Here is a 14791-nt window from a genome sequence, read left to right on the forward strand (position 1 = left end):
GCCGGGACGGCCGGGGGCGGTCGGGCTGGGCGTCTGGGGGGTCAGCCTTGGGCGGGTGCCGGTTGCCGCTGCGGCTTGGGAGCGGCCGGCTTGGCCGGGCGGAGGAAGAGGATCATGACCGGTACGAGGTAGAGCACCCACATCACGGCCTGGACCACGGTCACCTGAGGCGTGAGGTTGAAGACGCCCTGCAGGGCGGTCTGCAGCCACTGACCGGTGGTGCCCATGCCGTGGAACCAGGTGTGCGGCTGGAACGCGTACGACGTGAGCCCCGGCAGGATCCCGGCCTCCTGGAGGTCGTGGAAGCCGTAGCCGAAGACGCCGGCAGCCACCACGATGAGCGCCGCGCCGGTGATGGTGAAAAAGCGCTTGAGGTTGAGCTTCAGCCCGCCGCGGTACAGCAGGTAGCCCAGCAGGGCGGCGGTGAGCAGACCGAGGATGGCGCCGATGATCGGCTCGGTGCTGCTCTGGGCGGCGTTGATGTTGGTCCACAGGAACAGGGCGGTCTCCAGGCCCTCTCGTCCGACCGCCAGGAGCGCCACGGCGAACAGCGCGCCGGTGCCGAGGGACAGCGCCCCCTCGAGCTTGCCCTCGAGCTCGGCCTTCATGAACCGGGCGGCCCGGCGCATCCAGAAGACCATCCACGTCACGAGGCCGACGGCGACGATCGAGAGGACGCCGCCGAATGCCTCCTGCGTCTTGAACTGCATCTCGCCCGAGGCGAAGCTCAGCAGCACGCAGAACGCGACGCTGATCCCGATGGCGGTGCCGACGCCGGCCCAGACCGGAGCGAGCGCCCGTCGGTTGCCCGACTTCACCAGGTACGCGATGAGGATGCTGACGACCAGCGATGCTTCGAGCCCTTCGCGCAGGCCGATGAGGAAGTTGCCGAGCAGCAAGGGGACGCGCTCCTTTGAACCAGGGGGAGTCTTAGGCAAACCTAACCTAACCGAGTGTGCGGGAGGGGGTCGCCGAACGCAAGCCCGGAATGTCACTCAAAGGCCGATTACGGTGTCTAATGCGTCACGTCCCTGTAGCGATTCCTCTGTTGCGATCCGGTCACGTGTGTCCAGTGGTACCGACTAGGGCATACCGTTTGACACGTGGAGTTTCGGGATGTCGTGACGCGTCGTCGCATGATCACTCTCGGTGCGGCGAGCGCCGCTCTTCTGCTCGCCGGAGACAAGGTCAAAGGGGCCCCCGCCGCGAACCGGCATCCCCTCGCCCGGGGCCGCGCCGTCATCCCACCCGCGAACACCACCCCGTCGCCCACCCCCACGCCCAAGCCTCCGTCGCCGACGCCGCTGCCGCGCCGCAAGGAGGCCATCCACACGGTGCACGACGTCCTCCCGACCGCACCGCCCAACGCGATCTCGCTGACCATCGATGACGGCCCGCATCCGGAGTGGACGCCGAAGATGCTCGACCTGCTGGCCGAGCACGACGTGAAGGCGACGTTCTCGCTCATCGGCATCCAGGTGAAGCAGTTCCCGCAGCTGGCGCAGCGGATCGCCGCTGCGGGCCACCAGATCTGCAACCACACGATGAACCACCCGCTGGATATCGCCTCGTTGTCGTCCCGGAAGGTCGACAAGGAGATCACCGAGGCGCACGAGCGCATCTGCGACGCCACCGGGGTGGTGCCGAAGTTCTTCCGCTCGCCCGGTGGGGCGTGGTCGCGCGCGGTGTTCGGCTCGGCGGCCCGGCACGGGATGCTGCCGATCGACTGGGACATCGACCCGCGCGACTGGGCCCGCCCGGGCACCCACCGCATCAAGCGGAGTCTGCTGGAGGCCAAGGGCGGGGACATCCTCCTCTGCCATGACGGCGGAGGCGACCGCTCCGAGACGATCAAAGCCCTGGGCCAGGTCATCCCCAAGCTGAAGGCCCGCGGCCTGTCCTTCGTCCTGCTCTGACCGCATCGCGCGGTATACCCGGCTTCATCGCGGCGCGCGGGCGTTCGGACGTACGGGGGCGTAGCGTACGGCGCGCCCGGCCATATTGCGGGGCGCGGGCGTCCGGACCTACGGCGGCGTACCGTGCGGCGGGCCCGGCCATCGGGCGGGGGCGTCCGGGGCGCCCGGCTTCATCCCAGGGCGCGGGCGTACCAGACGTACGGCGGCGTGAGGAGGTCGACGGTGAATCCGAGGCGCTCCAGGAGCCGCCGGGACGCGACGTTGCCCTCATGCACCTCGGCGATCACCTGACGGCAGGCGGCGGATCCTTCGAGCCATCCCAGGAGCCCGCGGATCGCCTCGGTGCCGTACCCCCGTGATCGCCAGGGGCCGCCGAGGCCATAGGCGATCTCGACCGCCCCGTCGGGGCCCGGCCCGTGCTTGAGCCCGCACTCTCCGATCACCGCGCCCTCGTGGTGGATCAGCCAGGTGAGGGCGCCGGGGTCGGCGGCCGCCCGCTGGGCGACCATCGCGGTCGCGTCCGTCGGCCACCCGCCGGCCGTCACGATCCCCGAGCAGTCGCCCCGGGCGAGCGCACGCGCCGGCCCGCGCTCCAGCCGCCGCAGCACGAGCCGCCGGGTGACGATCGGTTCGGCGCGGGGCGGGCGGTCAGACCTCACGCTTGGCGGCCAGCCGGAGCAGCGCCTTGGCGAGGGGTGTGGTCGTCAGCCCCACCTGCCAGGCACGGGCCCCGAGCGCGGTGAGCACGACGCCGATCGACTCGGGCGTGACCTCCTCCGGCGGATCCCAGGCGAGCCGCCGTACGGTGTCGGGCTGGAGGAGGTTCTCCGTGGGCAGGGTGTGCTCGTCGGCCAGCGCGGCCACCACGGCCCGCAGCGCGCTCAGGCGCTCGGCGGCCGCCGGGTCGCGCTCGGCCCAGCGGTGGGCGGGCGGCGGCCCGTCTCCGGGGATGCTGTGCTCGGGCAGCGAGGCGTCCGGAAGGGTCCGCCCTCGCTGCACGGCCCGGAACCAGGCCGGAGCGTGCCGCCGGGTGTTGCGCCCGCGGAACGACGCCAGCGCCGTCAGATCGTCCGGAGTGCGCGGGAGCTCGAGCGCCGCCTCGACGATCGCGGAGTCGGGCAGCACCCGGCCGGGGGACAGGTCGCGGTCGCGGGCGATCCGGTCACGGGTCGTCCACAGCTCACGGACGACGGCGAGGCTGCGACGGCTGCGCAGGCGGTGGATGCCGGAGGTGCGCCGCCACGGGTCCTGCCGGGGCTCCTTCGGGGGCGTGGCCAGGATCGCGGCGAACTCCTCCTCGGCCCACTGCAGCTTGCCCGCCTCCTCCAGTTGCCCGCGCAGCGCGTCGCGCAGCTCCACCAGGAGCTCGACGTCGAGCGCGGCGTAGCGGAGCCAGTCGGCGGGCAGCGGACGGCTGGACCAGTCGGCCGCCGAATGGCCCTTCTCCAGCGTGAAGCCGAGGACCGTCTCGACCATCGTGCCCAGGCCGACGCGGGGATAGCCGAGCAGCCGCCCCGCCAGTTCGGTGTCGAACAGACAGCGCGGCACGAGCCCCAGCTCGGCCAGGCACGGCAGGTCCTGGCTGGCGGCGTGCAACACCATCTCGGTGTCGGCGAGCGCGGCGTCCAGTGCGGACAGGTCGGGGCATGGCACCGGGTCGATCAGAAACGTTCCGGAACCGCGGCGACGCAGTTGCACGAGGTAGGCCCGCTGACCGTAGCGGTAACCGGACGCGCGCTCGGCGTCCACCGCGACGGGGCCCTCCCCGGCGGCCAGGCGTTCGACGGCGTCCTGGAACGCCTCCGGCGTCTCGATGACCGGAGGGATGCCCTCCCGTGGTTCGAGTAGGGGTACGACTTCTGCTTCCGACACTTCCACGCGCCTACCGTATGTGCTCAAACTCCTGAACTCGGCAGTGAGGTCACTCCCGCCGGCGGCAAGCCGGCCGCCTGACATAGAACATCGCACCATGCACTGATATGTCCTGCAATATCCTCACACGTCGGCGACCAGGAAGCACGAAGCTCCAGTTCGGTCGTCGCCGGATCGGCGTCCTTGTCGCCGAAGCTCTCTGACACCGCCCGGGTGATCGTGCCCGACGCGGCCTTGTACCCGGCCCGATGCGCCTCTAGCGCCTCGGTCAGCCAGCTCCACCCCACGGGCCCGATCAGCGGGTCGGCGGCGATCTCCGGCTCCAGCTCCGCCCGTACGTAGGCGACCAGCCGGAAGTCCCCATCCCAGCCGCGCTGCCCCTCCGGGTCGTACAGGACGATCAGACGGCCGACGGCGAGCTCCGTGTCGTCCTCCCGGTACACCGTCGCCATGATCGCCGCGGCGTAGGGCGCCAGCCGCTGTGGCGCGGGCATGTCCTCGAGCAGGAGCTCGGGACGCGCGGGCTCGGCGTCGACCATGGCCCGCAGCGTCTCGACCACGCGTTGGAACGGTCCGGGCACGGGGTCGTTCGGGGCCGTCATCGGGCGTACGGCCGATCCACCGGGCACGCCTCGGAACGATTTGACTCACGCATGTGCACAGCGACCCTCAGGCCGCCTCGGCGCGGGCGATCACGGGGGGCTCTGGCGTGTCGCCGATCAGGATCGCCATGCCGCAGTCCACACACGCCCACTCGGGGCAGTCCGCGCCGTGGCCGTCCGCGCACGGCGGCTGCTCGAAGCGGCGTTCGCCGCCACAGGCGGAACAATGACGTGTGAGGGCCATCTCGGTGACCTCCCTCGATCCGGCAGGGGGAGCGTTCACACGTTCGCATGCGCCCCGGCGTGATTGCAGGACATCGCTCGGCGTGTCCTGAAGATTCTCATAACGGACGTAGGGCCATGCCCCTGCGGTCTGTCCGCCAGACGTCGTCGCGGCCTCATCGTACGGGACCGGGACACCGCTGCGGGACCGTTCCAGCGGGCAAGTCGGGTGATGCGGACCAAGCCGTCGCCCGGCCTCGACGGGGGAGCCGGACGGGCGCCCAGGTCTCGCGCGGCGGTGCGTGCGGAGCCGCCGCCCGGGGACCCCGAGAAGGGGCCGGCCGGACGGGAGCGCCGGTCTCGCGGGGCGGTGCGTGCGGAGCGGGTACCTGGACCCTGGTGGGCCGGCGGGACGGGGCGCCGGTCTTGCGGGGTGGTGCGCGGTGAGGCGCCGGTTCGTGGGACGATCCAGGGCGGGCCGCATGCCCGCACCTTCCACGAAAACCAGACAGGAGAGCACCGTCATGCCGCAAGACAGCGTGCCCCACGGGGCCGGGCCGGAGCAGCGCGAGGAGAGCGCCTTCCTGCTCGCCTGCCGTCGCCGGCCGGTGCCGCACACCCCCGTCTGGTTCATGCGTCAGGCGGGCCGCTCGCTGCCGGAGTACCGCGAGGCCCGGGCGGGCATCCCGATGCTCGAGGCGTGCGCCCGGCCCGACCTCGTCGTCGAGATCACGATGCAGCCCGTGCGCCGCTACGCGGTCGACGCCGCCATCTTCTTCAGCGACATCGTCGTCCCGCTCAAGGCGATCGGCATCGACCTCGACATCAAGCCCGGCGTGGGCCCCGTCATCGCCGACCCGATCCGCGACGCCGCCGCGGTCGACCGGCTGCGCCCGCTCGAAACCGACGACGTGCCGTTCGTCAGCGAGGCGGTCCGCGCGCTCATGGGAGAGCTCGGCGGCACCCCGCTGATCGGGTTCGCCGGGGGCCCGTTCACCCTCGCCTCGTACCTCATCGAAGGCGGCCCGTCCAAGACCCACGACCGGACCAAGGCGATGATGTACGGCGAGCCCGAGCTGTTCGCCCGGCTGCTCGACCGCCTCGCCGACATCGCCGCGACGTATCTGAAGATCCAGGTCGAGGCGGGGGCGCGCGCCATCCAGCTGTTCGACTCGTGGGTGGGCGGCGTCGGTCCGGAGGACTACCGCACGTCCGTGCTGCCGCACAGCCGCAAGATCTTCACCGCTCTCGAGCCGTACGACGTGCCGCGCATCCACTTCGGTGTCGGGACCGGCGAGCTCCTCGGCCTCATGGGGGAGGCCGGCGCCGACGTCGTCGGCGTCGACTGGCGAGTGCCGCTCGACGAGGCGGTGCTGCGCGTCGGGCCCGGCAAGGCGTTGCAGGGCAACCTCGACCCGGCGATCCTGTTCGCCCCGTGGGACGTCATCGCCACGCGCGCCCGCGACGTGCTCGCCCGGGGCCGCACCGCCGAAGGGCACGTCTTCAACCTCGGCCACGGCGTGCTGCCCACGACCGACCCCGACATGCTGGCCCGGCTCACCGACTTCGTGCACGAGGAGTCGGCGGCCCGCTGACCACGGCCGAGGCCCGGCACCTCGCGTCCCGCGCGGAGCCCTCCGCGCGGCCGGAGTCGGCGGCGCCCTCGGCTTCGGAGCGTGGGGGCTCGGGTCGCTTCTCGCCATTCCGTTCCGGAACGCCAGGGTTCAGGCCGCTCCCGGGCGATCGGCTTTGGGCCTCGAGGGACGCCGGCGTCGCCGGAGGCCGTACAACGGCAGGCCGATCAACGCGGCGACGGTCAGGAACGGCAGTGCCCAGCCGAGGACCAGCGCGAGTCCGCTCACGAACGCGGTGAACGCCCGCCAGCCCGTCGCGAGCCCGCCGGTGAAGCCGTGCGCACGCCGCTTCGCCGGCCCGCTGCCATCGATCCGCAGCGTCACGGTCGCGTACGCGGTCTGCCGCGCCAGGGACCGCTGGCGTGCCTGGAGCGACTCCAGGTCCGCCTGCCGCTGAGAGATCTCCTGCTCGACGCGGATGATCTCGCTCACGGTCGTCGCCTTGGCGAGCAGCGCGCGGAACGAGGCGAGCGTGGCCTTGGCCGAGGCGACCCGGCTGTCGACGTCCGCGACCTCCTGCGTGACGTCCTCGGCCTGCTGCTGCAGGGAGGTTCGCCTGCCGATCTGCGCGGAGCCCAACCGGTCGAGGACCTCCGCGTACCTCGCCGACGGGACCTTGAACGTGATCGTCGATCCCGGCCGCGCGCCGGAGGAGTTCTCGGCCTGTTCGCTGCCGACGTACCCGCCTGCGCCGGTGACGATCTGCTTCGCCCTCGCCGCCGCGGCGGTGACGTCCTGGGCGCGTACGGTGAGCGAGGCGGTGTAGACGATCGCCTGGGCGGGCTCCAGACGGACCTGCTGGGCGGTGTTCGGGCCGCCTCCGTTCGATCCTCTCAACGGCGCGGCGCCCTCCGCCTTCGCCGAGCCCGCGGCTCCGCTCGAGCCGCCCGAGTTGCTCGAACCGGCACAGCCTCCGAGGAGCAGAACGGCGATCAGCATGCAGAGTAAAGCCCTCATATGAAAGGGACGCTGTGGCGTACGTCACCGTTGCCGGTCCGCGGTCGCGATCCCGTCACGATGCCGACGCGCCGCGATCACGGCCCGCGCCGGGTTCGGGGGCCGCGCTGCGGTCGCGGGACGCGCCGCCACCCTGAATGCCGGTTGCCCGGAACGTCTGCGATCGTGGACCCATGACCGATGAGTCACATCGCGATCACGTCGCCGTCGTCGGCGGGGGCGTCGCCGGGCTGACCGCAGCGTACGAGCTGGCCAAGAGCGGCGCCCGCGTCACCCTTCTGGAGGGCGGCGCCGACGTCGGCGGCAAGCTCAAGGTGAGCGAGATCGCCGGCGTTCCCGTGGACGAAGGGGCCGAGGCGATGCTGGCGCGGCGTCCGGAGGGCCTGGAGCTCGTGCGCGAGCTCGGCCTCGGGGACCACCTCGCCTTCCCCGGTACCACCTCGTCGGCCATCTGGAGCCGTGGCGCCCTGCACCCCATGCCCGCCGGCCAGGTCATGGGCGTGCCCGCGGACCTGGTCGCCCTCGCCCACTCCCAGGTGCTCTCGCCGGGCGGCCTGGCCAGGGTGCCCTTCGATCTGGTCCGCCGGGAGACGCCGCGGGGCGAGGACGTGTCGGTGGCCGAGTTCGTCGGCGCGCGCGTCGGCCGCGAGGTGGTTGACCGCCTGGTCGAGCCGCTGCTCGGCGGGGTGTACGCCGGGCGCGTCGACGAGCTGTCCTTCGAGGCCACGATGGGCGGCCTGGCCGCGGCCTCGCGGAGCCGCCGGTCCCTGATCGCCGCCGCCCGCGCGGTGACCGAGGCGGCGCCCGCCGCTCCCGGGCCGCTGTTCACGACGCTCGTCGACGGGATGGGCGCGCTGCCAGGCGCGCTGGCCGCGAAGGTCGCCGAGCTCGGCGGCGTTGTACGCACCGAGACGATGGTCCGCGAGCTGAGCCGTACGCCCGGTGGCTGGCGGCTCACCATCGGTCCCGCGCGCGACCCGGAGTCCCTCGAGGTCGACGCCGTGGTGCTCGCGGTGCCCGCCCGCGCCACCGGACGTCTCCTGAAGGAGGCGTCGCCGTCGGCGGCGGCCGAACTCGGCCGCGTCGAGTACGCCAGTATGGCGGTCGTCACGTTCGCGTACGCGGGCACGGCGTTCCCCGAGCCGCCGCGCCGCAGCGGATATCTGGTGCCCGCCGTCGAGACGAAGGACGTCAAGGCCGTCACGTTCAGCAGCACCAAGTGGCCGCACCTGACCGACGGCACCCTCGTCGTGGCCCGCTGCTCCATCGGCCGGTACGGCGACGAGCAGGCGCTCCAGCGTTCCGACGAGGAGCTGAAGGCGGCGGCCATGACGGAACTGGCCCGCACCAGCGGCGTCACCGAGCTGCCGATCGACACGCGGGTCACCCGGTGGGGCGGCGGTCTGCCGCAGTACACCGTCGGGCATCTCGAGCGGGTCGCGCGGATCCGCGCGGCGGTCGCGACGCTGCCCGGCGTGGCGGTGTGCGGCGCCGCCTACGACGGCGTCGGCATTCCGGCGTGCGTCGGATCCGCCCGCGTCGCGGCGGCCCGGGTGCTCGAACACCTGAGCGGTCGGGGAGAATCGGATCGAAGCGGAGAGCCGGTCGGTGAGCGAGGCGGCCGGCCCGGGTGAACCCCGGTGTCCCCCGGAAAGCGAAGAGGAGTGCGACCGTGAGTGCCGCAGAGACGGACCGACCGAAGGCACGCGAGCTCAACCAGGTGATCCGGTACACCATGTGGTCGGTGTTCCGGGTCCGTGACCTGGCCGAGGCCGATCGCGCGGCGGTCGCCCGCGAGGTCGAGGACCTGCTCGAGCAGGCGGCGGCCAAGGACGTCACGACGCGCGGCCTGTACGACGTCGCCGGGCTGCGTGCCGATGCCGACTACATGTTCTGGTGGCACGCGCCGACCTCCGACGATCTGCAGGAGATCTACCACCGCTTCCGGCGGACGGCGCTCGGCCGCGCCTCCGAGCCGGTGTGGTCGGTGATGGCCCTGCACCGCCCGGCGGAGTTCAACAAGAGCCACATCCCGGCGTTCCTCGCCGAGGAGGAGCCGCGCGGGTACGTCTGCGTCTACCCGTTCATCCGGTCCTACGACTGGTATCTGCTGCCCGACGAGGAGCGCCGGGCGATGCTCGCCGAGCACGGGAAGATGGCGCGCGGCTACCCCGACGTACGCGCCAACACGGTCTCCTCGTTCGCGCTCGGCGACTACGAGTGGATCCTGGCGTTCGAGGGGGACGAGCTGCACCGCATCGTCGACCTCATGCGGCACCTGCGCGGGTCCGAGGCCCGGCGCCACGTCCGCGAGGAGGTGCCGTTCTACACCGGCGCCCGCAAGCCGGTCTCCGAGCTCGTCGCCGACCTGCCCTGATCCGGCCGCTTCCTCATCCACGGGTCAAGGAAGGTGGAAGACTCGCCCATCGGGCGGGTGGGTCGCCTTGCCGCGGCGGAGTATTCCACGCGTGACTCGATCGCGGCGTCGCAGAGGCAGACACGTGCGGCCGCCCGCCGACGCGCCCGGCATGATCGTCCGGCTGCTGCCGGGCGCGGCCGCGCGTCCGGTGTGCGTGGCCCTCGCAGGGGCGGCCGGTTTCGTGCTGGTCCTCGTCGTCATGCTCCCGCCGGACTCTCCGCCCCGGCGGCCGGGCCGGCCGGCGGCCGAGATGGACCGTCCCCGGCCGGCCACGGCGACCCCCAGCGCGTCGCCGACCGGGCCGGTGTCCCGTGACGACGCCCGGGACGAGGCCGCGCTGGCGTACTACCGGGCGAAGGGCGGCGCGGTCGCCGCGCACGTCCGGCAGGTCATCTGGACCGCGCCGATCCTCCGCGTCTACACCGACCTGCCCGGCTCCGACGCGAACGCGCCGGACGCCCTCGCCTTGTGCCGGGTCGCCGCGGCCTACCTCGAGAGCCGGGACCGGGCGCCGGTCGTGTTCGTCCACGCGCGGGAGAACGACGGATATCCCGTCATCGCCAACAAGATGGACTCCGGAGACGGCTGCCGTCTGGCCAGCGTGCCTTAGGGCCTGTCTCGAAGTCCCGCTGTCCTACTGCGCGGCGCCCAGGCGGCGCCTCGCCGCGTTGTCGTCGGTCGCCAGCCAACACCGGGCTGACTCCCTCCTCCGCCTTGCGAGGCACCACCTGGACGCCGCTCGCTACGGACGGGGACTTCGAGACAGGCCCTAGAAGGGCTCCAAATCCCGTGAAGGCCATGTTCGCGACGGGCCGCGGCTCGGGGATGACGCGAACAGCGTCGAGGGGGTTGACCCGCGTTGTCCGCTCCAGCACCTTTCTGGGGCAAGGACGAGTGATCAGCGACTGAGAGCGGATCACCACCAAGGCAGGAGAACCCCCTCGCATGAAGATGTCCAGACGTCAGGTTGTGGCAGGAGGGGCCGCCCTCGCGGCAGCGACGGCCACGCCCGCGCTCCTCGCGGGCTCCGCGGCCCAGGCCACGGAGGCCACCGGGGACGCGTCCCTCGCCGGCCCGTCGCCTGACGAGGTCACCAACGCCATCGGCAGGTGGGACCGGAACCACAAGGCCCCGCACGGCGAGGAGCTGTGCTTCCTCTCCGCCTGCGAGCTACTCCGTGGGATGCGGGCCAGACGCATCTCCCCGGTGGAGGTGGCCCAGGCGTACCTGGCGCGGATCGAGCGGTTGAACCACAAGGTGAACGCCATCGTGTACCGGCACCCCGAGGAACTTGTGCTGGCCCGGGCACGGGACGCGGAGCAGCGGTACGTGAACGGCGCCGCCCGCCCGATGGAAGGGCTGCCCTACCTCATCAAGGACCTGTTCGACTTCTGGAAGGACGCCCCCAACACCTTCGGCTCGGTGGTCTTCAAGGAGATGGGGTTCCGCCCCCCGTCCAACTCCATCTACATCCAGCGGGTGCTGGACGCGGGGATCAACCCGATGGGCAAGACCAACACTCCGGAGTTCGGGCACGAGGGCGTCACAGACAACTACGCCTTCGGACCCACCAGCACCCCGTTCGACCTCACCAAGAATGCCGGCGGCAGCAGCGGAGGCAGCGCCGCCGCGGTGGCCGGCTTCCTGACAGCGCTCAGCCAAGGCTCCGACGCCGGAGGCAGCGTCCGCATCCCGGCGGCGTTCACCAGCACAGTCGGGTTCAAGGCCACATTCGGGCGCATCCCTCAAGACGCCCCGCCCCTGCCGTACAACCCGATGCTGCACCCCGGCCCCATCTGCCGCACGGTCGAGGACACGGCCCTCAGCATGGAGGTGATGGGCGGGTTCCACCCCGGGGACAAGTTCAGCATCCAGGATCGGCCGGCGTACCTGCGGAGCCTGCAGAGGCTCGGTGGCGGACTCAAGGGCAAGCGAGTTGCGTTCAGCCCCGACCTGGACATCTTCCCGGTCGAGAAAGAGGTGGTGCGAGCTGTCCGGACCGGGGTGACCGCGCTGGCCGCAGCGGGAGCCCGGGTCGACGAGGTGCCGCTCGGGTTCGACAAGATGACCACCACGGATCTGCTGTCGGGGACACAGCGGCCGGTCACCCAGGAGATGCTCAGCGACCTCTGGGTGATGATGCAAAGCGCTCTTTACGGCTTCGCCCGAGACTTGTTCCTGCACTACGGCATCCCGGTGGACCTGATGCGGGAGCCGCACGTCGGCAAGCTGAACCCGGAGTTCCGCCGAATGCTGGAGCGCGCCGAGAGAACGAGCGTGATGCAGTACAAGCACGGGGAATTCCTGGAGATCGCCGTCAACGACGCGGTCGAGGCCGTGTTCGCCAAAGGCTATGACTACATCGTGTGCCCCACGCTGACGACCGCGTCGGTGCGCAACACCACCGACGGCAACACACTGGGCCCCGCCTCGGTCAACGGAGTACCGACCGAGCGCACCATCGGATGGTGCATGACCTACCCGTTCAATTTCACCGGCCACCCGGTCGCCAGCGTGCCCGGCGGATTCGCCGGCACGATGCCCGTCGGGATGCAGATCGTCGGTCGTCGATTCGCGGACGTCGATGTGCTCAACGCCGCGAAGGCGGTGGAGAACCACCTGCCCTGGTACGACCGGTACCCCAAGGAGTTCTAAGACGGCTCCCGTCGGCCTCGCGCCGCCTCCCGGCTTGTGCGACCCGGTCGGCTACCGGATCGTCCGCTTCGAGCGGTAGCGATACGCCCCGGCCGCCAGGCCGGGGCCCTGCTCACTCGGCCGGCTCGAGGGTCAGCGAGACGCTGTTGATGCAGTACCGCTGGTCGGTCGGGGTCGGGTAGCCCTCGCCCTCGAAGACGTGCCCCAGGTGGGAGTCGCATCGGGCGCAGCGCACCTCGATCCGCACCATGCCGAGCGAGGTGTCGCGCAGCAGCGTGACCGCGTCGGACTCGGTCGGCTGGTAGAAGCTCGGCCAGCCGCAGTGCGAGTCGAACTTCGTGTCCGAGCGGAAGAGCTCCGCGCCGCAGGCGCGACAGCGGTAGACGCCCTCCGTCTTGGTGGAGACGTACTCCCCGGACCAGGGTGCCTCGGTGCCCGCCTGCCGCAGGACGTGGAACTCCTCGGGCGACAGCTGGACCTTCCACTCTTCGTCGCTCTTGCGAATGACTGTCATGCCCTGCATAACCGGGGTCCCCGGGCGGCCATTCCGGGCCCGCCGCCGCCGTAAGAAACGCGTAAGAGACGCGGACCGGCGTCCCCGCGCACGTCGCCGGATGATCTGTCAGCGGGCGGTTGTACCGTGCCGTTATGGCATCGCCTTTCGTGGAGATCCAGGTCGGAGACCGGGTCGTCAAGGTCACCAATCCGGACAAGGTGTACTTTCCGGCTCGCGGGCACACCAAGCTGGACCTGGTCAACTACTACCTGTCCGTCGGCGACGGCATCCTGCGCGCACTGCGCGACCGGCCGACGACCCTGGAGCGCTGGCCGGGCGGGGTGTTCGAGGGGGCGAAGATCGCCACTCGTGCCGACAACCGGGGTGACGCGTTCTACCAGAAGCGCATTCCGAAGAACGCCCCGGAGTGGATCCAGACGGCGCGGATCGCCTTCCCGAGCGGGCGCTTCGCCGACGAGATCTGCCCGACCGAGCTCGCGACCGTGGCCTGGTGCGCCAACCTCGGCACCATCACCTGCCATCCCTGGCCGGTGCGCCGCGACGACGTCGACCATCCGGACGAGCTGCGGATCGACATCGACCCGCAGCCCGGCACCGATTTCGCCGACGCCAAGAAGATCGCCCTGGAGGCCGTCCGCGAAATCCTCGGCGAGCTGGGCTTCACCGGCTTCCCGAAGACCTCCGGAGGCCGTGGCGTCCACATCTACGTACGTGTCGAGCCGCGGTGGACCTTCACCGAGGTGCGTCGCTGCGCGCTCGCCTTCGGCCGTGAGGTCGAGCGCCGGATGCCCGACCTCGTGACCACGAACTGGTGGAAGGAGGAGCGCGGCGAGAAGGTCTTCATCGATTTCAACCAGAACGCCCGCGACCGCACCATCGCCTCCGCCTACAGCGTCCGCCCGAAGCCGCACGCTCCGGTCTCGGCCCCGCTCACCTGGGAGGAGCTTCCCGACGTGGAGCCCGAGGACTTCACGATCGCGACGATGCCGGAGCGCTTCGCCGAGCTCGGCGACCTCCACGCGGCCATCGACGATCAGGCGTTCTCCCTCGAGACGCTGCTGGAGTGGGCCGACCGCGACGAGCAGGACCGCGGCCTCGGCGACATGCCGTATCCGCCCAACTACCCGAAGATGGAGGGCGAGCCGAAGCGCGTCCAGCCGAGCAAGGCCCGCAAGGACTGACCCGTCCGTAGCGGTATGGTGCGTCCCGTTCGCGGACTTCGCCGCGCTTTCCCGCTATGGGAGGAACGCATGTCATCGTGGCCGCCTGCCGAGCCCGGTGGCCCGTCGGCCGGCGGTTGGGCGAGGCCGGATCCGGGGCCGCCGTCCGCGCCGGTCCCGCACTCCCCAGCGCTCCCGCCACCGTGGCCGGGCCAGGTGCCGTGGCAGGGGACGCCCGCGGGGCCGCCACGACGCTCTCGGATCTGGCCGTGGCTCGTCGTCGGCGGGGCGGTCGTCCTCATGCTGGCCGTCGGTGCCGTCATTCTGGTCGCCCGGTCGTCGGGGATCCTCGAGCGGGGAGCACGCGGTACGCACGCCGAACGACTTTCCGACCCGTGCCGGATTTACGACGACCTGCAGGGCAGGGCCCTCCTCGCCGAGTTCGGCTCCAAGGGCACCAAGCGCGTACCGATGGGCGGCTACCACTGGTCGCTGTGCGCGTACGGCACGAACATGTTCCCGCCGAAGGACACCTTCCAGGTGCAGCTCAACCTCTACCTCTACGGCGGGCGGATCGAGTCGGCCGGCGCGGCGGCGAGCGGCCTCCACCGCGCCGACATGGGCTGCCTCAGATATCAGGGCGCGACGGCCGGGAAGAAGTGGCAGGAGGCGTGCGAGGGGATCTCCAAGGGCTGGGTCCTGTTCGCCGCCCGCAGGGGCAACGTCATCGCGATGATCAACTGCTCGGCCCCCGAGGTCGGCGACGACGTCCGGGCCGCGATGCGGCGGGCGGCCGACATCGCACTGAACAAGATCCCCTGGGAGTCGTGACCGGCC

15 protein-coding genes are annotated in these 14791 nt (G+C 71.4%); 8 read left to right on the forward strand and 7 right to left on the reverse strand.

Annotation, left to right across the window (positions count from 1 at the left end; genetic code table 11):
- Positions 1-41: 41 nt before the first annotated feature.
- A complete protein-coding gene (gene efeU, locus ABEA24_RS23465) occupies positions 42-899 on the reverse strand; it encodes an iron uptake transporter permease EfeU (protein WP_345433143.1) in 858 nt (285 codons plus the stop codon).
- A 204-nt stretch (positions 900-1103) separates the two neighbouring features.
- On the opposite strand from efeU, the gene ABEA24_RS23470 reads away from it, so the two are divergent.
- The gene (locus ABEA24_RS23470) at positions 1104-1916 is read left to right on the forward strand and encodes a polysaccharide deacetylase family protein (RefSeq protein WP_345433144.1); all 813 of its coding nucleotides are present in this window, start codon (positions 1104-1106) and stop codon (positions 1914-1916) included.
- A 170-nt stretch (positions 1917-2086) separates the two neighbouring features.
- On the opposite strand, the gene ABEA24_RS23475 is transcribed toward ABEA24_RS23470, so the two are convergent.
- The 4 genes from ABEA24_RS23475 to ABEA24_RS23490 all read right to left on the reverse strand — a co-directional run bounded on the left by ABEA24_RS23475 (position 2087) and on the right by ABEA24_RS23490 (position 4634).
- Positions 2087-2575 carry a GNAT family N-acetyltransferase gene (locus ABEA24_RS23475; RefSeq protein WP_345433146.1) on the reverse strand — a complete coding sequence of 163 codons (489 nt, stop codon included), beginning with the start codon at positions 2573-2575 and terminating at the stop codon, positions 2087-2089.
- Positions 2565-3788: an HRDC domain-containing protein gene (locus ABEA24_RS23480; protein ID WP_345433334.1), complete on the reverse strand. Its 1224-nt coding sequence runs from the start codon at positions 3786-3788 to the stop codon at positions 2565-2567. Before ABEA24_RS23480 ends, ABEA24_RS23475 begins: the two co-directional genes overlap by 11 nt.
- A gap of 23 nt (positions 3789-3811) precedes the next feature.
- Positions 3812-4390 (reverse strand): DUF3000 domain-containing protein, encoded by a 579-nt coding sequence (locus ABEA24_RS23485; RefSeq protein WP_345433335.1) that lies wholly within the window; start codon positions 4388-4390, stop codon positions 3812-3814.
- Between the two features lie 67 nt (positions 4391-4457).
- The gene (locus ABEA24_RS23490; RefSeq protein ID WP_345433147.1) at positions 4458-4634 is read right to left on the reverse strand and encodes a hypothetical protein; all 177 of its coding nucleotides are present in this window, start codon (positions 4632-4634) and stop codon (positions 4458-4460) included.
- A gap of 502 nt (positions 4635-5136) precedes the next feature.
- Here ABEA24_RS23490 and hemE point away from each other — a divergent pair.
- Positions 5137-6207, forward strand: a complete 1071-nt coding sequence (gene hemE, locus ABEA24_RS23495) for a uroporphyrinogen decarboxylase (RefSeq protein ID WP_345433148.1) — start codon at positions 5137-5139, stop codon at positions 6205-6207.
- Between the two features lie 129 nt (positions 6208-6336).
- Here the strand turns inward: hemE and ABEA24_RS23500 are convergent, their stop codons facing one another.
- Positions 6337-7185, reverse strand: a complete 849-nt coding sequence (locus ABEA24_RS23500) for a DUF4349 domain-containing protein (RefSeq protein WP_345433150.1) — start codon at positions 7183-7185, stop codon at positions 6337-6339.
- Positions 7186-7376: 191 nt separating this feature from the next.
- On the opposite strand from ABEA24_RS23500, the gene hemG reads away from it, so the two are divergent.
- From hemG to ABEA24_RS23520, 4 genes are all read left to right on the forward strand, one after another.
- Entirely contained in the window at positions 7377-8837 is a 1461-nt protein-coding gene (gene hemG, locus ABEA24_RS23505) for a protoporphyrinogen oxidase (RefSeq protein WP_345433151.1), read from the forward strand.
- A gap of 38 nt (positions 8838-8875) precedes the next feature.
- A complete protein-coding gene (hemQ, locus tag ABEA24_RS23510) occupies positions 8876-9580 on the forward strand; it encodes a hydrogen peroxide-dependent heme synthase (RefSeq protein ID WP_345433153.1) in 705 nt (234 codons plus the stop codon).
- A gap of 124 nt (positions 9581-9704) precedes the next feature.
- The gene (locus ABEA24_RS23515; protein WP_345433154.1) at positions 9705-10232 is read left to right on the forward strand and encodes a hypothetical protein; all 528 of its coding nucleotides are present in this window, start codon (positions 9705-9707) and stop codon (positions 10230-10232) included.
- Between the two features lie 335 nt (positions 10233-10567).
- Positions 10568-12277 (forward strand): amidase, encoded by a 1710-nt coding sequence (locus ABEA24_RS23520; protein WP_345433155.1) that lies wholly within the window; start codon positions 10568-10570, stop codon positions 12275-12277.
- Between the two features lie 112 nt (positions 12278-12389).
- Here the strand turns inward: ABEA24_RS23520 and msrB are convergent, their stop codons facing one another.
- The gene (gene msrB / locus ABEA24_RS23525) at positions 12390-12791 is read right to left on the reverse strand and encodes a peptide-methionine (R)-S-oxide reductase MsrB (protein ID WP_345433157.1); all 402 of its coding nucleotides are present in this window, start codon (positions 12789-12791) and stop codon (positions 12390-12392) included.
- Positions 12792-12925: 134 nt separating this feature from the next.
- On the opposite strand from msrB, the gene ligD reads away from it, so the two are divergent.
- On the forward strand, positions 12926-13975 hold the full coding sequence (gene ligD / locus ABEA24_RS23530; protein ID WP_345433158.1) for a non-homologous end-joining DNA ligase: 1050 nt from the start codon (positions 12926-12928) through the stop codon (positions 13973-13975).
- Between the two features lie 69 nt (positions 13976-14044).
- On the forward strand, positions 14045-14785 hold the full coding sequence (locus tag ABEA24_RS23535) for a hypothetical protein (protein WP_345433159.1): 741 nt from the start codon (positions 14045-14047) through the stop codon (positions 14783-14785).
- The last annotated feature ends 6 nt before the right edge of the window (positions 14786-14791 follow it).

It is taken from the genome of Actinoallomurus vinaceus (assembly GCF_039542055.1).
Taxonomy (GTDB): Bacteria; Actinomycetota; Actinomycetes; order Streptosporangiales; family Streptosporangiaceae; genus Actinoallomurus; species Actinoallomurus vinaceus.